The sequence below is a fragment of the Novosphingobium sp. PASSN1 genome (assembly GCF_002278815.1).
Genome location: NZ_NKIS01000015.1, coordinates 68,924 through 93,998 on the forward strand (window position 1 = coordinate 68,924; position 25,075 = coordinate 93,998).

22 protein-coding genes and 2 pseudogenes are annotated in these 25,075 nt (G+C 63.7%); 14 read left to right on the plus strand and 10 right to left on the minus strand.

Annotated features, from left to right (window positions below; all coding sequences use genetic code 11):
* The first annotated feature begins 85 nt into the window (after positions 1-85).
* A complete protein-coding gene (locus CFE35_RS19880; protein ID WP_292933289.1) occupies positions 86-376 on the plus strand; it encodes a helix-turn-helix domain-containing protein in 291 nt (96 codons plus the stop codon).
* Here CFE35_RS19880 and CFE35_RS19885 read toward each other — a convergent pair.
* The 3 genes from CFE35_RS19885 to CFE35_RS19895 form a co-directional block, all read right to left on the minus strand.
* Complete coding sequence (locus tag CFE35_RS19885) at positions 363-2,987, minus strand: ATP-binding protein (RefSeq protein WP_292933291.1); 2,625 nt, start codon at positions 2,985-2,987, stop codon at positions 363-365. The two genes, CFE35_RS19880 and CFE35_RS19885, sit on opposite strands and share 14 nt — an antisense overlap.
* Positions 2,984-3,397, minus strand: coding sequence for a response regulator (locus CFE35_RS19890; protein ID WP_292933293.1), 414 nt, complete (start codon positions 3,395-3,397; stop codon positions 2,984-2,986). The genes CFE35_RS19885 and CFE35_RS19890 overlap by 4 nt, the downstream gene beginning before the upstream one ends.
* A gap of 226 nt (positions 3,398-3,623) precedes the next feature.
* Positions 3,624-4,526, minus strand: coding sequence for a LysR family transcriptional regulator (locus CFE35_RS19895; protein ID WP_292933295.1), 903 nt, complete (start codon positions 4,524-4,526; stop codon positions 3,624-3,626).
* Between the two features lie 116 nt (positions 4,527-4,642).
* Here CFE35_RS19895 and CFE35_RS19900 point away from each other — a divergent pair, with 116 nt between their 5' ends.
* From CFE35_RS19900 to CFE35_RS19915, 4 genes are all read left to right on the plus strand, one after another.
* Complete coding sequence (locus tag CFE35_RS19900; RefSeq protein WP_292933297.1) at positions 4,643-5,194, plus strand: carboxymuconolactone decarboxylase family protein; 552 nt, start codon at positions 4,643-4,645, stop codon at positions 5,192-5,194.
* A 74-nt stretch (positions 5,195-5,268) separates the two neighbouring features.
* On the plus strand, positions 5,269-5,865 hold the full coding sequence (locus CFE35_RS19905; protein ID WP_292933299.1) for a cytochrome P460 family protein: 597 nt from the start codon (positions 5,269-5,271) through the stop codon (positions 5,863-5,865).
* 36 nt (positions 5,866-5,901) lie between these two features.
* The gene (locus tag CFE35_RS19910) at positions 5,902-6,522 is read left to right on the plus strand and encodes a pyridoxamine 5'-phosphate oxidase family protein (RefSeq protein WP_292933301.1); all 621 of its coding nucleotides are present in this window, start codon (positions 5,902-5,904) and stop codon (positions 6,520-6,522) included.
* Entirely contained in the window at positions 6,519-6,983 is a 465-nt protein-coding gene (locus CFE35_RS19915) for a nuclear transport factor 2 family protein (protein ID WP_292933303.1), read from the plus strand. The genes CFE35_RS19910 and CFE35_RS19915 overlap by 4 nt, the downstream gene beginning before the upstream one ends.
* Before the next feature lie 452 nt (positions 6,984-7,435).
* Here CFE35_RS19915 and CFE35_RS19920 read toward each other — a convergent pair whose 3' ends face one another.
* The 6 genes and pseudogenes from CFE35_RS19920 to CFE35_RS19945 all read right to left on the minus strand — a co-directional run.
* Positions 7,436-10,789, minus strand: a complete 3,354-nt coding sequence (locus tag CFE35_RS19920; RefSeq protein WP_292933305.1) for an autotransporter outer membrane beta-barrel domain-containing protein — start codon at positions 10,787-10,789, stop codon at positions 7,436-7,438.
* 218 nt (positions 10,790-11,007) lie between these two features.
* Entirely contained in the window at positions 11,008-11,658 is a 651-nt protein-coding gene (locus CFE35_RS19925) for a sigma-70 family RNA polymerase sigma factor (protein WP_292933307.1), read from the minus strand.
* Between the two features lie 180 nt (positions 11,659-11,838).
* Positions 11,839-12,141, minus strand: coding sequence for a hypothetical protein (locus CFE35_RS19930; RefSeq protein ID WP_292933309.1), 303 nt, complete (start codon positions 12,139-12,141; stop codon positions 11,839-11,841).
* A 37-nt stretch (positions 12,142-12,178) separates the two neighbouring features.
* Positions 12,179-12,721: a ferritin-like domain-containing protein gene (locus tag CFE35_RS19935; RefSeq protein ID WP_292933311.1), complete on the minus strand. Its 543-nt coding sequence runs from the start codon at positions 12,719-12,721 to the stop codon at positions 12,179-12,181.
* Positions 12,722-12,904: 183 nt separating this feature from the next.
* On the minus strand, positions 12,905-13,285 hold the full coding sequence (locus CFE35_RS19940) for a PRC-barrel domain-containing protein (protein WP_292933313.1): 381 nt from the start codon (positions 13,283-13,285) through the stop codon (positions 12,905-12,907).
* Positions 13,286-13,686: 401 nt separating this feature from the next.
* A pseudogene (locus CFE35_RS19945) lies at positions 13,687-14,022 on the minus strand (Fe-Mn family superoxide dismutase); the annotation flags it as partial.
* A gap of 232 nt (positions 14,023-14,254) precedes the next feature.
* Between CFE35_RS19945 and CFE35_RS19950 the strand changes: the two are divergent.
* Both CFE35_RS19950 and CFE35_RS19955 read left to right on the plus strand, forming a co-directional pair.
* Entirely contained in the window at positions 14,255-15,037 is a 783-nt protein-coding gene (locus CFE35_RS19950; RefSeq protein WP_292933314.1) for a response regulator, read from the plus strand.
* Positions 15,038-15,070: 33 nt separating this feature from the next.
* Positions 15,071-15,424, plus strand: a complete 354-nt coding sequence (locus tag CFE35_RS19955) for a NepR family anti-sigma factor (protein ID WP_292933315.1) — start codon at positions 15,071-15,073, stop codon at positions 15,422-15,424.
* Positions 15,425-15,635: 211 nt separating this feature from the next.
* Here the strand turns inward: CFE35_RS19955 and CFE35_RS19960 are convergent, their stop codons facing one another.
* Positions 15,636-15,899, minus strand: a complete 264-nt coding sequence (locus tag CFE35_RS19960) for a hypothetical protein (RefSeq protein ID WP_292933316.1) — start codon at positions 15,897-15,899, stop codon at positions 15,636-15,638.
* A 270-nt stretch (positions 15,900-16,169) separates the two neighbouring features.
* Between CFE35_RS19960 and CFE35_RS19965 the strand changes: the two are divergent.
* The 7 genes and pseudogenes from CFE35_RS19965 to CFE35_RS19995 all read left to right on the plus strand — a co-directional run bounded on the left by CFE35_RS19965 (position 16,170) and on the right by CFE35_RS19995 (position 25,045).
* A pseudogene (locus CFE35_RS19965) lies at positions 16,170-17,311 on the plus strand (IS3 family transposase).
* A gap of 228 nt (positions 17,312-17,539) precedes the next feature.
* The gene (locus CFE35_RS19970) at positions 17,540-18,118 is read left to right on the plus strand and encodes an ANTAR domain-containing protein (protein ID WP_292933318.1); all 579 of its coding nucleotides are present in this window, start codon (positions 17,540-17,542) and stop codon (positions 18,116-18,118) included.
* Positions 18,118-19,338 (plus strand): ABC transporter substrate-binding protein, encoded by a 1,221-nt coding sequence (locus tag CFE35_RS19975; RefSeq protein ID WP_292933320.1) that lies wholly within the window; start codon positions 18,118-18,120, stop codon positions 19,336-19,338. The genes CFE35_RS19970 and CFE35_RS19975 overlap by 1 nt, the downstream gene beginning before the upstream one ends.
* 214 nt (positions 19,339-19,552) lie before the next feature.
* On the plus strand, positions 19,553-20,959 hold the full coding sequence (locus CFE35_RS19980) for a CmpA/NrtA family ABC transporter substrate-binding protein (RefSeq protein ID WP_292933321.1): 1,407 nt from the start codon (positions 19,553-19,555) through the stop codon (positions 20,957-20,959).
* Between the two features lie 16 nt (positions 20,960-20,975).
* A complete protein-coding gene (locus tag CFE35_RS19985; RefSeq protein ID WP_292933322.1) occupies positions 20,976-21,986 on the plus strand; it encodes an ABC transporter permease in 1,011 nt (336 codons plus the stop codon).
* A gap of 15 nt (positions 21,987-22,001) precedes the next feature.
* Positions 22,002-23,681 carry a nitrate ABC transporter ATP-binding protein gene (locus CFE35_RS19990; protein ID WP_292933324.1) on the plus strand — a complete coding sequence of 560 codons (1,680 nt, stop codon included), beginning with the start codon at positions 22,002-22,004 and terminating at the stop codon, positions 23,679-23,681.
* Between the two features lie 92 nt (positions 23,682-23,773).
* Positions 23,774-25,045, plus strand: a complete 1,272-nt coding sequence (locus tag CFE35_RS19995) for an alginate export family protein (RefSeq protein ID WP_292933326.1) — start codon at positions 23,774-23,776, stop codon at positions 25,043-25,045.
* The last annotated feature ends 30 nt before the right edge of the window (positions 25,046-25,075 follow it).

Genomic DNA, 25,075 nt, shown 5'->3' on the forward strand with positions numbered 1-25,075 from the left:
GTGTGCGTCGGCAATCGCGATTCCGAGCGGCTGCGCGGCTGGCCCCGCGAAGTTTGCCAATCTGCCGAACTGAAGCTGGGCGGCGATGCTGCGCGCCGGCTTCGATGACGTTGTCTGTATCGACCGGGAGAAGCGCCTCATCGAATGTCTGCTCGAAAGGCCGGGGCGGTGCGTGCCCGTGCAGCGCTTGCGGTGCATCGCGGGACCGGTCTCACCAATCAGCCTGCGCGTCACCATGTCGAACTTGCGCCGCAAGCTTTCCGATGGGATCTGGATCAAGGCCTTGCCGCAGGAAGGGTATCTGCTGGAGCGCCTGCCGATTGCGCCCGACGACCGTGAAGCCACTCAGGACGCCAGCAGGGTCACTCTGCCGTAGGCAAGGTGATGATGAAGCGGGCGCCGCTGTCCGTATTTTCGGCCCGGATCGTGCCGCCCAGATCGCGAATGATGCCGTAGCTGATAGGTAGGCCAAGGCCGGTGCCGTCCTTGGGTGGTTTGGTCGTGAAGAATGGCTCGAAAATCATCGGCAGAACCTCTGGTGAAAGGCCTGTGCCGTTGTCCTCGATGCTGATCATGCCCTGCAGGCCCTCGCGCTCGATGCTGATCCGGATCAGCCCCTCGTGCGCCTCAGCGCGTTCGCGTCTGGTGCGAATGGCATCGTTCGCATTGAGCATCAGGTTCAGCAGAACCTGCTCAAGCTGGATGGGAAGGGCTGCCACCTTCACCCCGGCGACACAGCTGGAAACATCGATCCGCGTGCCATCAAGTTCCAGCTGGGGGGCGGCCATGACCAGCACCGTGTCGATGGCCTCCATGATGTCCATCGGGGCTGGTGCTTCACTGGGGGTGCGTCCGAATATCCGCATCTGCAGGATGATCGCCGAGGCCCGCGCCACATGATCAAGAATAGTCTCCAGCTTCGCGGTGAAGCGTTCGGGATCGAGTTGGCCCCTGCGGGCATGCTCCCGCAGGTTGGAGGTCGCCATCTTGATGAAATTGAGCGGCTGATTGAGTTCGTGGGCCGTCCCGGCGATCATCCTGCCCAGACTTGCCATCTTGTCTGCCTGCAACAATTGCTCCGCTGCCGTCTTGCGCTCGGAGATGTCGACCAGCACGCCGATCCCCTCGGCATCTCCGGTTTCCGGCCTGACTTCGACGGCAAGCGTATCGTCGATCCAGATGTAATGGCCACGCTTGTGGCGCAGCTTGTACTCGGTTTGCACCACGCGTCCCGGCTGCAGATCGCTGAACGCGGCGAGGGCGCGCTCATAATCTTCGGGATGGACGGCGTGGCTCCACCATCCATCCTGCGCGATTTCCGCTCTGGTGTATCCTAGCAAGGCTTCGATGGTTTCGCTGATGTAGACGAGTTCGCTCTTCTGCCTGTTCCTGATTTCCAGAGCATAGACCGCGATGGGCGCGTGCCGCGCAATGCTGTTCAGCCGGCGCTGATAGTTCAGCAAGGCCCCATGCTCGCGCAGCACGCTTGAGCCAGCCGATGCAATCATGCCCGAGATGTCATCCAGCTCACTGATCACGAGGCTGTCGATCTTGTCGCGTCTGGTGCCAAGTTCAGCCAGATCGGCCGCCGAATGCGCCAGTTGCCGCAATGAGCGCGCGATCCGCACGCCCAGCAGCGAACCCAGTGCGGTGATCAGCGCCACGAAGCCGCACAGCGCGGTAAACAGCTGGAGTTGCCCTTTACGCGCCTTGAGCACTTCCGGCGAAAGATTGGCAATCGTGACGACCTGCCAATCCGTGAGGGCATCGAGACGCGAAGAGCGGGCGATCCGCGCATCGCGCAAGTCACTCATCAGCGAATTGCCATAATTCCTGTCGCTCAGCAGCACCGCCGATCGATCTGCTCCAGCCCATGCCTCGGGGCGCAGCTTCAGGACTTCGGCAGCGAGCGTCGGTGCGGTTTGAGTGATCGGGATGATCCGTGATGCCGGGCTCACCAAGAAGGTGCCAACCGGGAAATTGCTGTCCGGTGCCGGTATGATGCCCTGAAGAACACCGGGGCGGATCGTGGCGACGATGTCGATGGCGCGATCATCGCGCCGGGATGGCACAATCAGGATGAACTGCGGATCGGTGCCGGATCCGGGCAGGGCAACAAGGCGCGAAGCGGCGGCGCTCGTCGGCGGGGTAGCGCCCGGTTGGCCGGTTCCGGTCCGCTCGGCGAAGCGGATGCCGCTGAATTCGCGTGAGAGCTCAGGGGGCAAAACGGCTGCACGGTCGCCTGCGTCGCCGCCTTGCTGCGCTCTCGCGAAGATCGAAAGCGCAAGGCTGCGCGATGTCGTCCACATGTCGATCGTGGCCTTGGCGATCTGCAACCGGATCTGCAGGGTATCGCCAACGGTCTGTCTGGCCGCTTGCTCTCGGGCCGGCGCATCGATGCGAAGGTAGACCACGGTCGGTATCAGAATGATCGCGAGCAGGCAGGTCATCACCACGCTCTGGATCGAGATTCTTGGCCAATGCATCGCTCTGCGCGGCCACTGCAGGCTGATCAAGCTGAGGTAGACGATCTCTCCAATGACCACGTTCAGCACGCCGTTGGTCGCCTGCTTCGCGATGACCAGCAACAGGGAAGGGCGGTCCATGCCCATCCACAAACCATAGCTCAGGATCAGCAGCGGCGTGCCGATGAGGATCCAGAAGATGACATCGCTGCGCACGGGTGATGTCTTGCGGGCGGAGGCGGCAACAAGACCGGCTTCCAGCGTCCAGATCAGCCAGGCCCAGGGATGGTTCCACAGAAAGATGCTGCGCAGGCTCGAGATCGAGCTGGCCAGAACCACGTATTGTGGCCGCAATACCCGAACGAATGCGAAGACCAGCGCATTCCCGAACATGAAGTGCAAACCCCAGCCGAGTTGCAACTCCAGCAGGTTGAGCAAGTAGCCTGCAGCGCCGAGGACAATGGCAGGCCACAGGTCGGCAGCAACGATGCGAGCCCGACCTTCTGTTCCCGCAGTCGTCATGGATTTGCAGCCAGGGCAGTCCGGATCGCGCCAACGAGCGCATCGGTGTCGACCGGCTTCATGAATACCGGAACGTTCTCTACGCCGCCTCTGGTCCGCGAGGTGGCGTCCCCCGTGAGGATCAGGAACTCGATATGCCGCGCTGCGGGCAACGTGGCGCGAAGCAACTGGATCAGGCTGGCCCCATCCAGCTTTGCCATTCTCAGATCGGTGACCACCACCTTGATGCTTGGCTGGGCCAGAGCAATCTCGACAGCCCGTTCCGGGTCGGCGCAGGTGAGCGACGCCAAACCATGGAGTTCCAGAAAATCCTGATATTCGGGCAGGATATCTTCCTCGTCGTCCACCAGCAGGATGGACGCCTCATCACACTCCCGGACCGCTTCCACCGTGCTTCCCAATTCTTCCATCCGTTCCGGATTGAACCTCTACCGGGGGATACCTGATACGCAAGTGGCGGCGCTATAATGCTTTGGGTGAGCCGGTCCTGATTGGCGGCTGTTCTTTGGGGCGGTCATGGGCCGTGGGGACGTGTCGGTTCGTCCAGGCCGCAACGCCGCGAAACCTGTCGCGCAAGGATCACGTGCAGCCTGCCAATCAAACAACGGGCCCGAATGTCTTACAACCAGACCTCGATCAAGCGGCTGGGGGCAGCCGGTCTTTCAGGCGCGGCGCCGCGAAATCGAGGAAGGCGCGGAGTTTCAGCGGCAGCATCGGCTGCCCGCTGTGGACCAGATGCACCGGGAGGGCCTCATTCTGGTACGATCCCAGCACCTCGACAAGCCGTCCTTCGGCAATGTCGCGCGCGACCTGATAGGAGAGCACGCGAGCGATCCCGGCCCCGGCTAGCGCCGCATCGATGACCGCGCGCGCGGTGTTGGCTGAAAGGCGCGGGCGGATGGGGATGTTGCTTGGTGCGCCTGCCACCACGAACGGCCACAGGCTGTCGGCATGGGTCCGCTCGAATCCGAGGCAGTCGTGGTCAGCCAGATCGTTCGGTGTCTGCGGTGCAGCGCGCGCCGCCAGATAGGCGGGGCTGGCGCAGGTGATCCAGCGCACCGCGCCCAGACGCCGGACGACCAGTCCGCTATCCGGCAAGTCACCGATCCGCAGCGCGACGTCGATGCGGTTCTCGGTGAGATCGATGAAATAGTCGGCCAGAGTCAGCCTGATGCTGATCTCGGGATAGGCCTGCAGGAAGCCGAGCACGACCGGCTCCACGTGCATCTGGCCGAACATCACGGGCGCGGTGATCGCCAGTTCGCCGCGCGGAGTCCGGTATTCGCCGGTCGCCAGCCTTTCCGCATCGTCCAGTTCGACAAGGATCTGGCGGCACGTGGCGACATAAGCCTTGCCCACTTCGGTGAGCAACAGCTTGCGACTGGTGCGCACCAGCAGTTGTGCCCGCAAGTGGCTTTCCAGATCTGAGACCCTGCGACTGACAGTGGGCAATGGCACCCCCAGCCTGCGCGAGGCAGCCGACAGGCTGCCCGCATCAACAGCAGCAACCAGCGTGCGCATGGCTTCGAAGCGATCCATGACCCTTCCATAAACCGGAAGGTTGCATTGCTCAATGCACAGATACTCTCTGAATGTGATGGTCAGTAAACGAGACACACCAGCCAACAACGGCTGCCCCATCGAAGGAAACCACCATGCCGCGCATTCCCCAGCCAGCCACCGTCGCCGATGCTCCCCAAGCTGCACAGCCCCTGCTCGAGGCCGTGGGCAAGCAGATCGGATCGGTGCCCAACCTGTTCCGCCTGGTGGCCACCAGCCCGCAGGCGCTCGAAGGCTATCTCGGCATGTCCGGGGCGCTGGCAAAGGGGGCGTTGCCCGCTGCCACGCGGGAACGCATTGCGCTCGCCGTGGCGCAGATCAACGGCTGCGACTACTGCCTCTCGGCGCATACCTTCATGGGCAAGAACCTTGCCCGGCTGGATGACGCGGAAATCACCGCCAATCGCAACGGTGCCTCCAACGACCCCAAGGCCGATGCCGCCGTGCGCTTTGCCGCAATCGTGGCACACAGCCGCGGCCACATCGCCGATGCCGATTTCGCCGCGGTGAAGCTGGCCGGCTACACCGACGCCCAGATCATCGAGATTGTCCAGCATGTTGCGCTGAACATCTGGACCAACACCTTCAACAACGTGTTCCAGACCGAGATCGACTTCCCGGTTGTTACTGCCCGCGTAGCAGCCTGATCGGCATCCCGGCAGGCGCCGCGGCTTGCCCGGCGCCTGCCGCCTCTCACCCCGGAGCACAGGGAAAGTCTTTCATGACCGTTCGATCAAAAGCTGCCTTGGCGGCGGCGCTCAGCATGCTGACCCTAAGCATTTTGGCCCCCAGCGGCACCGCGTATTCCCGCTCAAGGGGCTCATCCGCTGCCCAATACACCGCCAAGGGCGAACTCATCTTCCCGGCAGATTACCGCGAGTGGGTGTTCCTGACCTCGGGCGTGAACATGAACTACAGCGATGATGCCATGGGAATGGACCATGACATGGTCGACAACGTCTTTGTCGATCCGGCATCATGGCGGGCGTTCAAGCAGACCGGTCAATGGCCCGAGGGCACCGTCCTGGTGAAGGAGCCCCGCATGGGCGCGCACACCGGGTCAATCAACAAGTCGGGCACGTTCCAGTCCGGGCAGCGCTTAGGCCTTGAGGTCCATGTGAAGGACACCCGGCGCTTCAAGGGCGGGTGGGCGTTCTTCGTTCACGGAGACGAACAGCCCGCACCGGCCATCCCCGGCACAGCGGCATGCTATTCCTGCCACCAAGACCACGGCGCGACCGAGACCACCTTCGTGCAGTTCTACCCCACGGCCAAGCCGATCGCGGTGAAGGCCGGAACCTTCGACGCCGGGAAATAGGTGCCGCTGTCACCACCACAGCCACGGAGCAGTGCCATGCATCACACCAGCGATATTGCCTTCTCGCCCACGGTGAAGGCCATCCAGACCGAACGCGGTTCGCGCGGCAACTATGCCCGGATCGAACAGCGCGGGGGTTTTCGCACCGCCATGACCGCTGATCTGATCGCGTTTCTGGCCGATATCGACACGGCCTATCTGGCCACCACCAACAGCATGGGCCAGCCCTATGCCCAGCATCGCGGGGGGCCGAAGGGCTTCATCAAGCGGGTGGACGGGCAAACCCTGGGCTTTGTCGATTACGTCGGCAATCGTCAGTATGTGACGACCGGCAATCTGGCCGAGAACGACAAGGCCTTCCTGTTTCTGATGGACTACGCGCATCGCCGCCGCATCAAGCTGTGGGGTAAGGCGCGCGTGGTTGCCGGGGACGCCGTGCTGATCGACCAGTTGATGCCTGAAGATTACCCCGCTCGGCCCGAGCAGGTGATCTTGTTCACCGTCGCTGCATGGGACATCAATTGCCCCCAGCATATCCCGCAGAAGCTGAATGCGGCCGACATCGCAAGTCAGGTCGCGGAACAGCGCGCTCGTATAACCCACCTCGAAGCCGACAACGCCCGTCTGCGCCAGCAACTTGAAAGGTTTGAGCCATGAGCCGCCCCCCGCTTCCGCCCTTCACCGACGAAACCGCCGCACAAAAGGCGCGGGCGGCCGAGGACGCCTGGAACAGCCGCGATCCCGCTCGCGTGGCGCTCGCCTACACGCCCGCCAGTCGCTGGCGCAACCGCGCCGAATTCGTGAATGGCCGCGCCGAAATCGAGGCCCTGCTGGCCCGCAAATGGGCACGCGAACTGGACTACCGGCTGATCAAGCAGGTCTGGGCGCACGCCGGAAACCGTATCGCAGTCCGCTTCCTGTATGAATACCATGACGATAGCGGGAACTGGTATCGCGCCCATGGCAATGAAAACTGGCAGTTCGATGCCGATGGCCTGATGGAACAGCGCTTTGCCAGCATCAATGAACAGCCCATCGCCGAAGCGGAACGCCTGTTGCGTTGGCCGCTGGGGCGACGGCCGGATGGTCATCCGGGCCTGTCTGAACTGGGGTTCTGATTGCGGGAGCACTTGTCCGCACCACCGCGGTGACGACGACCACATTGGAATGACCCCGATCACGATCAGAGCGAGGATGCGATAGATCAGCGATATGAAGCCTCTCGCACACGGGAACCGCAGCTGATGTTGATCTCACCATCCATGGGCCGGGACGCGCGGAACATCATCGGTCCGCGGCGCGTTACTTCGGCCACCAACCTCAATGCATAGCGCGCTGCCAGTATACAAGGATCAGGCATGGGTGCTTCGGGCGGATCTTGGTTCGGATCGGGGATTGTTGCCACCGGACTTGCTCCCGCCCGGCGCGGGGCCGTTGGGCTGGTCTATGACCCGATATCGGTTCCTGCTGCATCCGCGCCACCGGACAAGCTGTCGCGCGGCCAATACGGCCAAAGGCACCGCGCTCCCGAAGGAACGCGATGCCTTTGGCGTGCGGGATGTGACGAGAATCAGAACTTGAAGCGGATACCGGCGCGGCCGGCAAAGCCTTCCTGCGTCAGCTGGCCATTGTCGCTGCCGCCGAAGGAGTGCTCGTAGGAGCCTTCCATGAAGTAGGTCGTGGCGCTGCCAGGGGCGGCGATATTGAAGCCGGCAATCGCCTCGCCGTAATCGCGGTGCTTCTGGCCGTCGACAGTGAAGCTGCCGCCGAGGTTGCTGAAGGTCACGCGGTCCTGTCCCTTGAATTCGTGGACGTAGTTACCGCCCGCATAGAAGGCCATCTTGGTGCCGCTGCCTATGCCGGTGTTGCCGCCGATCCGGGCGCCCAGCTTGCCGCGCAGGCCATCTCGCTCGTTGAAGTCGACGCGCGTGCCCAGGACGGCGAAGGGATCGAGCGTGCTGCGGATACAGGAGAGCTGGGCCACCGGCTCCATGAAGAAGCTGTTGCTGCCAAAGCGGGTGCCCAGTTCGCCGCGTACACCATAGGAATGGCCGCTCAGGCGCTGGCCAAAGCCCGCCGTCTGGCTCTCCGCACGCGCCCAGTAGTGATCGTATTTGCCAAGCACCGTGGCAAAGACATTGCCTTGCGTGAAGCTGGCATAGACGCCGCCATTGGCCCCGTTGATCCGGAAATTGTCGGTGGAGTGGCCCAGATCGGTGATCGAATGGATGAAGCCGCCGGTGATCCCCACCGAGAAGCCGCCGCGATCCGAGACGCCGCCGGTCAGATCAAGCCCGATCTGGCCGCCGACGAAATCCTGATGCGCCGCAGTATCGGTGAGATTGGTCTGGCCGAGCGTGCCGAAGCCGCGATAACCCCGGGTATTGTCGACCGAAGCTCCCATCGAGAGCCAGAAGCGCCCGGACGGGGCCGTCCCGCCCATGTTCCACAAGGTATCGCGCTTGGTCCTGAGCTCGGTGGTGAACGCATCGGCGGACTTGTACCACATGTTGCGCAGCGCATTCTGATAGCCGAGCGTGTGGTAGGCCGCATCACTGGGTCCGGCGACAAGGGCGTAGTCGGATGTCGCCGGGTTGAACACCACATCATAGCGCACGAGGCCGACGCTCTGGCCTGCCGGATCAACCGAGAACGCCCCGGCGGTCGAGCCGGTGCCAGCCTGTACGATGGTCGAGCCGGTGTTGAACAGCGGCTGCGCGCCGGGAGCGAGATCGAAGGCGACGCGGGTGGAACCCGTGGCAGAACCGCCGATAATCAGCTGGTCGGCCGGAATGGCCGCACCCGGCGCGATCCTGACGCCGAGACGGGCATTCCCGCTGCCGACATAGTTGCCGGTGGTGGTCAGCGTGTTGCCGATTGTGCCGCTGCGCAGATCGATGAGCCCGGTGTTGCTCAGTGTACCGAGCCCGGTCAGCGTGGCGGTGCCCGGCACGGTGCCGACGGATTGCACCCGGAGGAGGCCAGCGTTGTTCAGCACCGATCCGGCTCCTAAGCTGCTGGCCCCTGCTGCATCGAACGTGCCGGTGTTGTTGAACGTGCTGCCCGCACCATTGAGGGCCACTGCGCCCCGGATCATGCCGGAGTTGTTGACCGTGGCGGGGCCGCCGCTGGCAGAAACTGCATAGACCCGTCCCTGCAGCATACCGGCGTTGTTGACGGTGCTACCGGTGGCGCCGGCGAGCACAGCGCCGTTCAGGCCCCCGTTCACTGTGGTGCCGCTGGCCGTGTTCAGCGTGGCGATGGTTGCGCTGGTGATGGCGACGCCATTGCCGGTGGTCGATGTGACCTGGCCCGGGGTGAGCGTGACAGTCGCCGGACCAGCGCTGGAGGCGGCGACGATCGCATCACCGGTGTTTGCGCTGGCACTGCCGCTCGTGACGAGGACAGGGCCGGTGCCGCGAGCCTGGATGGCATTTCCGCCCGTGCCGCTCACCGTGGTGGTGCCCGCATTGACCGTGACCGGCCCCGCCGCACTTACGGCGAGGATCCCGTTGGAGCCGGTGCCGAGCGTGGTCACCGTGCCCGTGGTGACGGATACCGGCCCCGCGCCGAGGGCATTGACGCCGTTGGCGGTGTTGCCGGTGGTGCGGACGGTGGTGCCGTTCACCGACACCGCGCCGGTGCCGCCCATGGCGCGGATGCCATCGCTCGAAAGGCCGGTGGTGGTAACAGCGCCGGTGGTGACGCTGACCGGGCCAGTGGTCGAGACCGCGTAGATGCCGTGGGCAAGCGCGCCGGTGGTATCGACCGTGCCGCCGCCGGTAACGGCCGCGCCGGTCACGCCGCTGGCATAGATGCCGCGGCTGCCGTCACCCGTGGTGGTGACATGGCCGGTATTCATGACACGGGCCGCACCGGTGGTGGAGACCGCGCTGATCCCATCGGCATTGATACCGCGCGTCGACGAGGTGCCATTGGCGGTGATCGCCGCATTGCCGCCGGTGGCCAGTGCCGTCAGCGCGCGGGCTCCGGCACCGAGGGTCGAGGCATTCTGCGCCGTGATCACCGCGTTGCCGTTCGTGGCAATCGCGCTCACGGCATCGCCGCTGTAAATCGGCACGCCCGGCTGAGCGGTGCCGCTGGTGGCAGCCGTTCCGGTCACCACGGCTGTGGCGTTCGCACCGCTGGCAAGAACAGCATTGCCGCCCAGCGCCGCATTGGCCGGGTTGGCGGCGACGGTGGAGACGTTGGTGGCGGTCACCGCGGCATTGCCAGTGCCAGATGTGGCAACAAGGCCAAGGCCGCCGCGCCCGTTGGAGACGACATCACCGGTGGTGACGATTGAGGCATTGCCCGTATCCGAAGTGGCGACAGCAGCGGTGTTGCCGCTGCCGGTCGCGCGGATCGAGCGAGCAGAGATGGTGGCTGCGCCGCCCGTCGAGGTTGCGGTGAGGCCGTGGCCGAGCGCTCCGGAGACGCTCACATCGCGGGCAGCGATACTGGCTCCGCCCGCACCGCCAGTGGCGATGATCCCGGAAGCGAGCGCCCCGGAGGTGCTCACATCGCCGATGCTGACCGATGCAGGACCGGTGCCGCTGCTGAGCACGACGCCGTTGCTGCCAGCACCCGTTGTCGAGACGGTTGCGGCGCCCGCAAGGGTTGCTGCCTGCGCGCCGGTGATCGTGATGCCGTTGGTGGCGGGAGCGGCCGTGGCGACCGTGACCGCCGCCGGAGCATTCACGGTGATATCAGCAGGCGCGACATAAGTGATGCCGCCGGGGTAGTTGCCCGGGCTCGGAGCGCAGGTGACAGTGCCGCCCGATGGCACGCCGCATTCGTTGGCAGCGAAAGCAGGCGAGGCAAGGCTGCCAACGCACAAGGCCGCAATCGCGCAGCCGATGCTGTAATGAAGCTGCGAATTGGCTGACTTGGTAGCGCGCAAATTGCTGGTGGTATTGAGCATGAATATTTCCTCGATGAACGAAGGGAAAATATTTGAGATATGACCTGGTTCCGCATTAAATTATTTCAGATCTAAATCGGTTATAGAGTGATATATTTGTCTCAATTCGCGTTTCGCGAAATGATTGCGTGCGAGTGGGGCGCGCAGGTTGGGGAATACATGGGAGGCCAAGGCATCCCCTCGGCTGGATCAGAGGCGGCAATGAACCACAGCCGTTGTCAGGCGTGGCGCCGATCCATCACGTGCTGCGGAGCGATCTTGGCCAGCTCTGCGGCGAACGCGTCCAGCACTTCGCCCTTGATGATGTAGTCATGCCGGCAATCGGGCAGGATGCCGCTCTCGATCGTGGCGGCAAGGCTGATGCGAGCGCGCGCGATGCGGCTCTTGATCGTGCCGACGGCGACACCGCAGATTTCCGCCATCTCGCGGTAGCTGACATCGCCGACCGCAGCGAGGATCAGAACTTCGCGCTGGGCTGCCGGAAGCAGCGCCATGGCGCGCAGAACATCGCTGGCCTCAAGGCCAGCCTCCTGCGTGGCGGGTGTGCTGAGCACCCGTTCGGCCTCGACCTCGTTGTATTCGCCGACAAAGCGCAGGCGGCGGATCTGGCCGAAATAGACATTGCGAAGAATGGTGAAGGTCCAGGCCTTGAAACTGGTGCCTGCGGCGAACCGCTCGCGCGCGGCCCATGCGCGCATCAGGGTTTCCTGCGTGAGATCGTCAGCCGTATCCCGATTGCCGCATAGCGAACGTGCGAACGCGCGCAAATGCAGGGTTGATTCGGTCAACTCGGTTTGAAAGTCACTGTCCGAAAGACATGCGCCGCGGGGAGGATCGACCTCGCTCTCGGATTCCAGAACGCCAGCCATCGCTTATCCTTGTCGTTATTCACGATGCCTCCCGGATCGATAATGCTTCGAAAGTCAGGAAGTTCCGCTCCGCATCGGAGGATCCCGAATAAATTTTAGGGGGGTAGCGAGTGCGGCGAAATTCAGCTGCTGTCCGGTCGCGCCTGCCCGCTGCTGTGCCGGGCAGGCGCGATCTTCATTTCAGGCTGAGACGGCGTCCGACACCTTGCGCAACTCCTTTGCTGCCTTCTTCTTCGCCCTGCGTGCAAGTTGGCGCGCCTCGTCGAGGCTGGCCGAGCGGTTCTGCTGCACGTAGATCAAACTGCCCGCGATCAGCCCGACAGCGAGGAGGCCCGTCAGCGAGCGCAGCGCAATCCGGGTTGTAGCGAACGCGGCGGCGGAGGCGAGTAGTGGATTATGCTCAAGCGCTTCGGTGATCCGGGCGGCAATCGGCGTCGCCAGGGCGCTGCGGATGCCTTCGCTGATGGTGGTCGTCTGTTCCATGGTACTGTTTTCCTTTGTGTGGGTTGGTCGCGTCCGATCAGGTGAGTAGATCACGCAAGTCGTCTGCGTGTTCCTCCTCCTGCGCGAGGATCGCCTCGAGCATGGTTCGGGTCGTGGGATCGCGGTCGCCGAGGAACTGGATGAACTCGCGGTAGGCCTCCACCGCGATGCGCTCGGCGATGAGGTTTTCGCGGATCATGTCCTCGGTCGAGTTGCCGGGCACGTATTCGGCATGGGCGCGCTGGGTGAGCGTAGCGGGATTGAGATCGGGTTCGGCGCCCAGTTGCACGATCCGTTCGGCCAGCTTGTGGGCATGGGCTTGCTCTTCGCGCGCATGTTCGAGGAAGTGCGCCTTGATCGGTTCGGCGACCACGCCGGTGATGCAATAGGCGTGGCGCAGATAGCGCAGCACGCAGACCCATTCGGTTGCCAGCGCGCGGCCGAGATGCTCGACGATCACGTCGCGGTCCTTGGGATAGGACACGGTGACCGGGCCTGTCTCGACATGCTGGCGCGCCTCCTTGCGCAGAATGTCGACGGGCGTGAACGCGGAATGCTTGGTGAGATTGGTGCTGGCCATTTCGTATCCTTGATCGCCGGATGGGTCCCGCGCGGTGCGGGCCGGGAGTCCATCACCAAACGTGCGGGGACGCGCAGGGTTCCGCCTTGGGTGTTCCGGCGGGGGGCACACATGCAAAACGGGGAGCGGCCATCTGGACGCCCCCCGCCATGTAGAGGTCCTATAGGGCTGGCGCCCTGCGGATCAGATCGTGCTGTAGTAGGTATCGACTTCGTGGCTGCGCGCGGTGTTGAAGCCATCGTCTCCGGCTCCATCGTAGCGCGGCGCCTTCTCAAGCGCGTCACGGTCGAGGTCGACAAGGTAGCCGCTCTCGTCGTGGGAATAGCGCAGCTGGTTCCACGGGATCGGGTAGTGATCGCTGCCGATCCCGAACAGGCCGCCGAATTCGAGCACGGCGTATTCGACCTGGCCCGAGGCCTTGTTGACCATGAAGCTCTCGATCGAGCCGAGTTTTGCGCCGTCATGGCCGTAGACTGCGGTGCCCTGGACCTTGCGCGAAGAGATCATCTCGCTGGTCTCGTCGGTTGCGAGTGGGGCGGCGTTGTCCTGATTGGTGGTGTTCATGTTGGTCTCCATGGGGATTGGTTCAGGGGAAACGGCGCAGGCCGCCGAATGATCCGCCGCCAATCGGCGATGGACCCGTATTCGCCGCGAAACCGGGCAGGGCGTGGCCCTGCAGAGGTCATGCGATGGTGGGGGCAATGTGTGGGTGGGGGCGGCCCACAAGGGAACAAAGGCCCGGCACGCGGATTTTGCGGACATCCCCACTCGCGCCGACAAGGAACACATTTATGGGCAAGGGCATACTCCTCTGGCTGCTGGGCATACCGCTGCCGATCATCATCATCCTCGTCCTGCTCTGGCATTGATCATGATGACCGGCGCGCTGCTGCGCGATCGGCATCCCTGAATGCTGGAGAGCGGGGCGCGCCCTTCGGGGCAGCCCCGCTTTCACGTTGCTCCCGTCATTCCTGATTGGCGCGCAGGATGCCGTTTCCGTCGAGATTGAGCGCGACGAACTCCCAGTTGATCAGCGCGCTCAGCAGCGCTTCGACGTACTTGGGCCGGGCGTTGCGGTAGTCGATGTAGTAGGCATGCTCCCACAGATCGATCGTAAGCAGCGGCGCCATGCCGCCATGCGCGATGGGCGTATCGCCATCATGCAGCGCCGTGACCTGCAGCGGGCCACCCACCAGCACGAGCCATGCCCAGCCGCTGCCGAAGTGCGCGACCGCCACTTCGGCGAGCTTGGCGGTCAGCGCCTCGAGCGATCCGAAATCGCGCTTGATCAGGTGCATGAGCGGCTCCGGCGGAATGGTCGGCTCAGGCCGCGCTTGCGGCGAAGCTTGGTGATGGCCGTACCGAAAGCACTCCGGCGCTGATTAATTGCCATCCTGCCGGAACAAGCGCGCGCTTGACCCCTTGTTACAGCATCACTCCACGCCCGGATCCGGTTCGGCATCCAGGCACTGCCACACGGGACTTTGCATGAGTACGCAATCCTATCTTTCAAAGCTTGCGGGAGGAGAGCCGGTGATCCGCGATCAAGCGGATACCGACCTTGCGCGGGCTCTGCCCTACCTGAGGCGGTACGCCCGCTCGCTCACTGGCCGGCAATCGGCAGGGGATGCGGTGGTGCGTGACCTGCTCGAATCCTCGCTCCACGATTCGGCCATCCGCGCCGAGATCCGCGATGGCGCGATCGCACTGTTTCGCGCGTTCACCCGGCTGTGGATGGCGGGGGACGTGCCGCATCCCCCAAGCGGGGTTTGCGAGCACAGCTCGCAGATCGCCCGCATGCCCAGCTTACCCCGCCAGGCGCTGCTGTTGCATCAGCTCGAAGGATTTTCCATCGCGCAGACCGGGGCCATCCTTGGCTTGCCCGAAAGCGAGGCAGACAAGCTCGTCCAGCAGGCCCTCGCAGAGCTTCGGCTGGATGAACCGGTGCGTGTCCTCGTGATCGAGGACGTGGGACTGATCGCCAGCCATCTCGAAAGCATCATCGCCGAGGCTGGCCACTGCGTTGTTGCTAATGCGACGACCGCCGCGCAAGCCAAGATCCTGTTTGCGCGCGAGCAGCCCGATCTGGTGCTCAGCGATGTGCAGCTGGCCGATGGCAGCTCCGGGATCGATGCTGTCGATGCGATTGCAGAGCTGAGCGACGCCCCCGTCATCTTCATCACGGCCTTTCCCGAGATGCTGCTGACAGGCGAGCGGCCGGAGCCGGCGTTTCTGATCGGCAAGCCGTTTCGCGACGAGACCGTTCGTGCAGCGATCAGCCAGGCGCTATTTTTCGGCTCGCATGGCCGGCAATAAGGCGTCTCGGAGGACCGGGGGCGGGCGCCGGGAATGAACCAGGATAACGATCTGATGCGGGGAGGGACTATGCTTTTGCAATCGAGCGGCAGACGCAGGACGAGCACGCTGGCGAGGGGTATCACGCTCGGAAGGATAAAACGTGTGGCAAAAGATCCATCCTTCGATGTGATTTCCCAACCGAATGGGAAGGCCGCGCCCAATGCTGCCCCCAATTTCGCTAGCAATTTTGCCACTAGTGCAAACACTGGACAACAGCCCGACGCGGCGTGGAACAAGGATATCCGGGACTACTACAATGCCGTGATGCAGGAGCCGGTCCCCCAGGAATTGCTCGACCTGCTGGCAAGGATCGCCACGGACATCGCCACGGACAAGGCCGAATAGGCAGCCGGGCCAGCTGCCGCACGACATTTCAACCCGGATCGCTTTCAGCGCAGGGACTCGCATGTGCCGCCGCGCGTTAAATCAGGCGCAGAGCTGTTCCCATCGATTGCAGGCCGGTCGTGCCACTGGCTCGTGCGATCGCGGCGAAGCAGGCCGGTTCCTGCGGGAACCAGCCTCTTCAGCAAGCGTTCGCGCGTGGGCGAAGGCGCTGTCAGTACTTCGCGCCCGGATCGCTCGCCGGAAAGCTCTCATCGGAAACCTGGTCGACTGCATCCCATTCCTGCTGAGCCGTCGCGGTCGCATCTGGGCCGGCATTGCGCACCTGAGTCAAATTCTCCGGCACCGCTTCGTTGTCCGCAAAGGCAGCGGGCGAAGTCGCCAGAGCCGGTTGGGCCAAGCCCGGCTCGGACTGCCGGAACACGCGATAGAGTCCGTAGAGGCCGGCAAGTGTGATCAGTCCTGAAATCCAGCGCATGGGCGTCTTTCCTTTTTGGCGAGGCACTTGATGCCTGACCTCGCCTCATGACCAAACGCACCGCGGACCGGTGTTGTTCCCCGCGTCTCGGCTTAAGGATGGCGCGCCAAGTTCGTAGTGGGCGGGCCGGTCGTCTGGCCCGGATTGATCACAAAGGTCACATCGGCACCCGGCAGAATGCCCGGCATGTCGATGAATGGGCGCCGAGGTTTGCGTAGCCCCTAGATTTCTGGACGCCTTCGATCCTAATTTTGAGGACAGGAGGCGACGATGGGGAAGCCCAATTTCAGTGATGAGTTCAAGCGCGATGCGGTGGCCCAGATCACCGAACGTGGGTATCCGGTCGCGGAGGTCTCGCAGCGGCTCGGGGTCAGCGCGCACTCGCTGTATGCGTGGAAGCGGCAGCTGGCGAAGGTCGTATCCGGCGATGCCGGCAAGGATGCCGAGATCCGCCAGCTGAAGCGCGAGCTGGCCCGGGTGACCGAGGAGCGCGACATTCTAAAAAAAGCCACCGCGTATTTCGCTCGAGATGCAAAGTGAGATACGCGTTCATTGCCGAGCATCGAGATCGTTTCGGCGTGCGGGCAATGTGCCGGTGCCTCGCCGTGCAGCCCAGCGGGTTCTATGCTTGGCAAAAGCGCCCGCTGCGCCAGCGGGCTCGGGAAGATGCTCGGCAGACGGAGCTGCTGAGGCGGGCCTGGAACGACAGCGGCAAGGTGTACGGCTATCGCAAGCTGCACGACGATTTGCTGGATCACGGCGAGACCTGCTGTCCCAACCGCGTTGCCCGGTTGACCAGGCTGGCGGGTATCAGGGCCCAGGTCGGCTACAAGCGCCGGCCTGGCAGCTATGGCGGCAAGCCTTCCCTGGCGATCGACAACACGCTGGATCGCCAGTTCGACGTGGCTGCGCCAGACCGGGCCTGAGTGACAGACATTACCTACATCCGCACCCTGGAGGGCTTTGCCTATCTGGCGGTCGTGATTGACCTCTACTCACGCCGCGTGGTGGGCTGGTCGATGCAGAGCCGACAGACCACCGACGTGGTGCTGCAGGCGCTGCACATGGCGGTATGGCGGCGCAGGCCGAAGCAACAAGTGCTGATCCACTCGGACCAAGGCTCGCAGTTCACCAGTATGGACTGGGCTGCCTTCATCCGGGCCCACAATCTTGAGCACTCAATGAGCCGACGGGGCAACTGCCACGACAACGCGGTTGCCGAAAGCGTCTTCTCGGCGCTCAAGCGTGAGCGCATCCGGCGCCGCACCTACAAAACCCGCGAGGAAGCCCGGCAGGACATGTTCGATTACGTCGAGATGTTCTACAACCCGGTGCGCAAGCAGGTCAGGAATGGGATGCTGTCGCCCGTCGAGTTCGAACGGCAGCAGATTTTGAAAGCGGAAGGCGTCTAGAAAACTAGGGGCTACTCAGAATGACGGTGGATGGGACTTTCCAGTCGTTGACGGCTGAGGTGACGAACGGCAGCTTTCGAGGTCACTGTCTCCGTTGGGCGTAAGCTGATTGCCTGACCACCCGATCCCTTCTGCCCGTCCAAGGCGGGCAAACCCCGAACTGGAATTGCATCGGTGCGGTACAAATCTTCTTGAATCGCTTCCCGGCCCCGCCCACTAGATGGGCATATGCGGATCGCCATTGTCGATGAAAGCGCGAGCCGCGCGGCGGTGATCCGCGAAGGGCTGGCAGCCGTGGAAGGCTGCGAGATCTTCGTTGTGACCGAACGGCGCGGGCTTGCGGCCCGGATCGGCGAGATCGCGCCCGATATCGTGCTGATGGACCTCGGCAACCCTTCACGCGATGTACTGGAGGAATACTTCGCGGTAAGCCGTGTGCTGGGCCGACCGATCGCGATGTTCGTGGATGAGAGCGACGCGGAATCCATCGCGGCTTCGGTCGATGCCGGGGTTTCCTCCTATGTCGTCGATGGGATGGCCCCGCACCGCATCCGGCCGATCCTTGATCTTGCGGTGCGGCGCTTCAACGCCTTTGCCCGCCTGCAATCCGATCTGGCCGAGGCAAAGGGCAAGCTGGCCGAGCGTGAAATTGTAGACAAGGCCAAGCGCATTCTGATGGACAGCCGGGCCTTCACCGAACCGCAGGCTTACAACGAACTGCGCAAGACCGCGATGAACCAGGGCAAGCGCCTTGCCGACATCGCTGAAGCTGTTGTGACAGCGCACCAGCTGTTGGGAGGACTATGATGGTCGATGAAGCCGCGAAGGGCGAACTCACCATCGGCTTCCTGCCGCTGGTTGATGCCTGCCTGCCGATCCTCGCGCTGGAACACGGGTTTGCCGAGGCGGAAGGCCTGTCGCTGCGGCTGGTGCGCGACATGAGCTGGGCCACCGTGCTCGACCGGTTGCTCTATGGCCACAGCGACGGCGCGCATCTGGTTGCCCCGCTGGCCATTGCCACCACGCTTGGGCGGGGCCGTCCCGCGCAGCCGCTTTCGGTGCCGTTCGTGCTCGGGCTCAATGGCAATGCAGTGACCATGCGGCCCGATCTGGCGCGCGCGGTGAACCCGGCCGGCGGGCTGGGCGATCCGGCAAAGGTCGGCGCGGCGCTGAAAGCGCGTGTTGCCGCAACCGGCAAGCCACTGCGGTTCGGCGTGGTCCACCGCTATTCCAGCCACAATTACATGCTGCGCTATTGGCTTGCGGCCTGCGGCGTTCGGCTCGACGTGGACGTTGAAATCACCACAGTCGCCCCGCCGTTTTGCGCCGATGCGCTGGAGTTTGGTGAAGTCGATGCCATCTGCGTGGGCGAGCCGTGGAACAGCGTGGCGGTGGAGCGCGGTGCGGGCGAGATCGTGCTGGTCACCGCGCAGCTGTGGCGGCGCGGTGTGGAGAAGGTTCTCGCATTTCGTGAGCCGGTGCTGGATGCGCGCCGGACACAAGTTGAAGCGCTGGTTCGCGCACTTCGCAAGGCCGGGGAGCACTTTGTCGATCCGGAAAATCTTGAAACCAACGCAGCAATTCTAGCGCGCAGTGAGTACCTCGATGGCGATGCCACGCTGATCCGCCGCGCCATTTCGGATCGGCTGCTGCTGCGGCAGGGCGGCGATCTGCTGCATTATCCCGATTTCATGTTCCAGCACCGCGAGGCGGCGAACTTCCCGTGGGTGAGTCAGGCCGAATGGCTATACAGCCAGATGGTGCGCTGGGATGGCCTGGCGTTCGACTCAGCCGATGCCCGCAAGGCGGCGCGCGTGTTCCGCCCAGACATATACCGCAGCGCACTATTGGGCACTGGCGACCCGCTGCCGGGGGCCAGTTCGAAGGTGGAAGGCAGCCTTGCCGGTCCCACCTCCGTATCCATGCAGCAGGGCATCATCACCATGGAAAGCAATAGCTTTTTTGACGGAAAGCCGTTCGATCCCGAACTGATCGAAGCTTACATCGCAGGGCAGCGCGACGCATAAAATTCTATTGCAGTGCAAAAAGCGCTTGCCGAACCCCCTGCGAATCACATAGCTTAGCTTTAAGCCAGACGATGCCGCCCAAGGTTGGGCGAACGTAGCACTCGCCGGCCCTCAGTTTCATTGCGTGGCAACGTCGCCGCCCAGACCTCCCCACTCGGGATGCGTTCGGGCGGCTTTTTCGTGTTTGTCGCGCCGCTTTCGAAGGGTGACCCGAATGAACGGACAAGGCACATTCAACCGGCGCAACATCGTCGCTGCGCTGCTCGCCGGAATCGCGCTGGCCAGCTGCGGCCATGGCGGGAGCGCGCCGGACAAGCCTGCCGCTTCGGCGAATGGCATCGAAAAGCCCGTCCTGAAGCTCGGCTTCATCAAGCTGACCGATATCGCCCCGCTGGTGGTGGCGCAGGAAAAGGGCTTCTTCCGCGAAGAAGGCCTCACCGTCACGCTCGAGCCGCAGGCCAACTGGAAAGTGCTGCTCGACGGGGTGACCGGCGGCCAACTGGACGGCGCGCACATGCTGGCTGGCCAGGTGCTGGCCTCAGGCGCGGGGATCGGCGCGAAAGTGCCGCTGGTCACGCCGTTTTCGCTCGATCTCAATGGCAAGGGCGTCACCGTTTCCAACCAGGTGTGGGATATGATCGCGCCCAGCCTGCCCAAGGGCGCGGACGGCAAAGTGCAGATGCCGATCCCGGCCTCGGCGCTGGCCCCGGTCGTCGCGAAGTTCAAGGCGGAGGGCAAGCCCTTCAAGATGGGCATGGTTTTCCCCGTCTCCACGCACAACTATCTGCTGCGCTACTGGCTGGCGGCGGGCGGGCTCAATCCCGGCTTCTACCTGCCGGGCGATACCGCGGGCGTCACCGGTGCGGATGTGCAGCTTTCCGTCACCCCGCCGCCGCAGATGCCTTCGACGATGGAAGCGGGCACGATCAACGGCTATTCGGTAGGCGAACCGTGGAACCAGGCTGCAGTTGCCAAGAAGATCGGCGTGCCGGTCATCGTCGATCCCGATATCGCGGGCACCACGGGCGACAAAGTGTTCGGCCTGACCGCAGACTTCACCAAGAAGAATCCCAAAACTGTAAAGGCGCTCACGCGCGCGCTGATCCGTGCTTCGATGTGGCTCGATGCCGAAGGCGGCAAGAACCGCGCCGAGGCGGTCAAGATGCTCGCCAGCCCCAAATATGTGGGGGCCGACGAGAAGGTGCTGATGGCCTCGATGACCGGCAAGTTCACGTTCGGCGCGGGCGACACGCGCGCCACGCCCGAATTCAACCTCTTCTTCGATCAACAGGCCAGCTATCCGTTCTATTCCGACGGGATCTGGTTCCTCACGCAAATGCGCCGCTGGGGCCAACTGCCCGAAGCCAAGGCCGATCAGTGGTATCTCGATACGGTGAAGTCGGTCTATCGCCCGGACCTCTATGACGAGGCGGCCCAGTCGCTTGTGGCCGATGGCAAGGCAACTGCCGACCAGTTCCCTAAGACCGATGGCTTCCGCGTCTACACCCGCAAGGCGATCGACGGAGTGGCATTCGATGCGCACAAGCCCGCCGCCTATGCCGCCAGCTTCGCGATTGGTCTGAAGGCGGGGCAGAAGGTCACGCCTGCGGGCGTTCAGTGAGCAAGGAGTGCAGCCGATGAACGCCGCCGTATTGTTTCAGGATGAGTTTGCGGCGACGCCATCGCCGGAACCGGAAGTCAGCCAGCCGCTCCATGCCGAACAACCGGTGGAGACCGCTGTGCCGCCTGAGAAGGTCCTGCCCTTCGGCCTCAAGCTGCCTTCGGGCAAAGCCGCATTCGAAGCGCTTTGGCCGCCTCTCGCCGGGATCGGCGGTTTCCTCGCGCTGTGGGCCCTGCTCGCGCCGCTGGTGCAGACCTCATTGGGCGCGCTGCCCGGGCCGGGTGATGTGTGGAGCGCCTTCCTTGGCCTGCTGGACGAGGCCGCCGCCTCGCGCGTCGCAGCAGCACAGGCAGTTGCGGCGGGCTATGTCTACACCGGTCCGCCGACGTTCATCGACCAGATCTTCACCAGCCTTGAAACCGTCGCGGCCGGTTTCGTTCTCGCCACGCTGTTCGCAGTACCTCTCGGGCTTGTTGCGGGCATGTCGAAGCGCGTGAATGCAGCGATCAATCCGCTGATCCAGATCATGCGTCCGGTCAGTCCGCTGGCGTGGCTGCCGATCGTGACGATGGTCGTCTCCGCGTCCGTCTCCAGCGATGACCCCACCCTGCCCAAGAGCTTCGTCATCTCGGCGGTTGTCGTGATGCTCTGCTCGCTGTGGCCCACGCTGATCAACACTGCCATCGGCACCGCCAGCATCGACAAGGACCTGATCGCGGTTGGCCGGGTGCTTCGGCTTGGCTGGTTTGCGCGGCTGACCAAGCTCGTGCTGCCTTCATCCCTGCCCTATATCTTCACCGGTATGCGCCTTTCGCTCGGCACCGGCTGGATGGTGCTGATCGCGGCGGAAATGCTCGCGCAGAACCCCGGGCTCGGCAAGTTCGTGTGGGATGAGTTCCAGAACGGTTCGGAAAAGTCGCTGGCGCGGATCATGGTCGCGGTGGTGGTGATCGGCCTGATCGGCTTCGCGCTCGACCGCGTGATGATGGCCCTGCAGGCTTTCGTCAGCCGCAATCGCAACGCTTGAGCAGGGATGCGTACCATGGCCACGATCCTCTCGCTCAACAACGTCCGCAAGAGCTACACCGGCAAGGCCGGGGGCGTCTCCGAAGTGCTGGGCGGCATCGACCTTGATGTGGAGGAAGGCGAATTCGTCGCGATCCTCGGCTTCTCGGGCGCGGGCAAGACCACGCTGATCTCGGCCATTGCCGGGCTGGTCGAGCCCGACGCCGGAGAAATCCTGCTGCGCGGCAAGGCCGTCGAAGGGCCCGACCGGGACCGCGGCCTCGTCTTCCAGTCCTATTCGCTGCTGCCGTGGCTGACCGTCGGCCAGAATGTCGCGCTTGCGGTGGATTCGGTTCACAAGGATCGCAGCCGGGAAGCGCGCGCCGCGCAGGTGAAGCAGAAGGTCAAGCTTGTCGGGCTGGGCCACGCAATGGACCGCAAACCTGCGCAGCTTTCCGGCGGGATGCGCCAGCGCGTTGCGGTGGCGCGGGCGCTGGCGATGGAGCCCGAAATCCTCCTGCTCGACGAGCCGCTCTCCGCGCTCGACGCGCTGACCCGCGCCAAGCTGCAGGACGAGATCGACCGCATCCGCGAGGAGGAAAAGCGCACGATCATCCTTGTCACCAACGATGTGGATGAAGCGCTGCTGCTGGCGGACCGAGTGGCAGTGCTCACCCCTGCGCCAGCGGCGCGGATCGGCCGGATTTTCCCTGTTGCCCTGCCGCGCCCGCGCGACCGCGAGGCGGTGAACGACAGCGCGCAATTCCAGAAACTGCGCACCGAAATTGTCAACTACCTCGGCAGTCTGGCGGGCGGGAAGTCGGCGCAGGGCAGCGATTTCGGGCACCTGCCCAATGTCACCCCGCTCGATCTCGCGCCACCGCCGCAGGCCTATCAGGACGCGGCGAAAAAGGGCGCGACGCGGCGGTACATGGAGTTCTGGAAGCTCAACAAGATCTACCCCACCCCCAAGGGGCCGCTGACCGTGGTCGAGGACTTCAACCTGATGATGGACAAGGGCGAGTTCGTCTCGCTGATCGGCCATTCGGGCTGCGGCAAGTCCACCGTGCTGACCATGGCCGCAGGGCTGAACGAGATCAGCAAGGGCGGCATCATTCTGGATAACCGCGAGATTGACGTGGCCGGGCCGGACAAGGCGGTGGTGTTCCAATCACCCAGCCTGATGCCCTGGCTGACCGCGCGGCAGAACGTGGCGCTGGGCGTGGAGCGCGTCTACCCGCACGCCAGCCGCACAGAGCGGCGTGAGATCATCGACTATTACCTCGACCGTGTCGGGCTGGCCGATGCGAAGGACAAGATGGCGGCGGAAATGTCGAACGGGATGCGCCAGCGCGTCGGCATCGCGCGCGCCTTCGCGCTCAGCCCGCGGTTGCTGCTGCTGGATGAGCCGTTCGGAATGCTCGACAGCCTGACGCGTTGGGATCTGCAGGACGTACTGGTGGAAGTATGGAACCGCACCAAGGTGACGGCGATCATGGTGACGCATGACGTGGACGAAGCGATCCTGCTGGCAGACCGGGTGGTGATGATGACCAATGGCCCCAATGCCACCATCGGCAAGGTGCTCAAGGTCGATCTGCCGCGCCCACGTGATCGCAAGGAATTGCTGCGCCATCCCGATTTCTACGCCTACCGGCAGGAGGTGCTGCACTTCCTCGCCGAATATGATCACGGGCCAAAGGTTCACGCTGCCTGATCTGCAACCGGATACTGGCGGAGCATAAATATCAGAGGATGCCTGATCGGCCCATGACCCAGGAATCTCCGGGGGGCCATCAGGAGGGAAACATGAAAAAGACTGCACTCGCGGCGGCGCTCATCGCGTCGCCGATCGCCTGCGCTCACCCTGCGCACGCCGCCGGCACGCTCGCCTTTGGCGATCCGGTGCCGGTGGGTGACGGCTTCACGCTCGATCCTATCATCGACCTTCGCGTGCGCTACGAAGGTGTCGATCAGCAGACTGTGGACGGGGATGCGGTAACGGTCCGGTTGCGTTCGGGCGTCGAACTCAAGCACGCGCCCTCGCACCTGTCCGTGCTTTTCGAAGGTGAAGGCACGTTGGCCTTGTCCCAGCAGTACAATGGCTTCCCGTTCCCGCTGCCCGGAAACCCGCAGAGCCGCCCGCAGTTTGCCACGGTCGCCGATGCGCAAAGCATCGACCTCAACCGGCTGCAGATCATGTACAAGGTCAAGAACTTCGCGCTGACAGTCGGACTGCAGCGGATCAACCTTGATGACCAGCGCTTCGTCGGTTCGGTCGGCTGGCGGCAAAACGAACAGACCTTCGATGCCGTGCGCGCGGAGGCCACGCTTGGCCCAGTCATGCTCGACGGCACATATGCGCTGCGGCAGGAGACGATCTTCGGCTCCGATGCGGGCCCGCGCCGCCTGCTGGACGGTGATTTCGTGTTCCTTGGGGCCAGCACCAAGCTCGGGCCGATCACGGCCAAGGCGTTTTCCTACATCATCGACTATGATGAGGACTTCGCCTTCGGCAATTCCTCGCAAACTTATGGCGGCCGCGCCTCGGGCAGCTTTGCGCTGTCGAAGGCGGTGAAGCTCAACATCCTTGGCAGCTATGCGCGGCAAAGCGATATTGGCCGCAATCCGGTGAATTACACAGCGGACTATGTGCTGGGCGAGCTCGGCCTTGGCTATCAGGGCTTCACGCTGAGCGGCTCCTACGAGAAGCTGGGCGCAGGCAAAGTGGGCGGCGCTTTGGCGGGCAAGGGCTTCCAGACCCCGCTCGCCACGCTGCACAAGTTCAATGGCTGGGCCGATCTGTTCCTCACCACCCCGGCAGGCGGGCTTGAGGACACGTATCTCACGTTCGCCAAGGTCTTTCCCAAGGTGAAGGCGGTGCAGGGGCTCACGGCCAATGTCATCTATCACCGGTTTCACAGCGATGTGGACCATGTGCGGTACGGCAGCGAATGGGACGCCAGCCTTGGCTTCAAGACGAAGAAGGTGGGCTGGCTGATGAAGTACGCGAACTATCAGGCCGATACGTTCGGCGTGGACCGGCAAATCCTGTGGCTGCAGGCAGAACTGGTGCTCTGATAAAAGCCACGGGGCCCAGGTGTGCTGCAC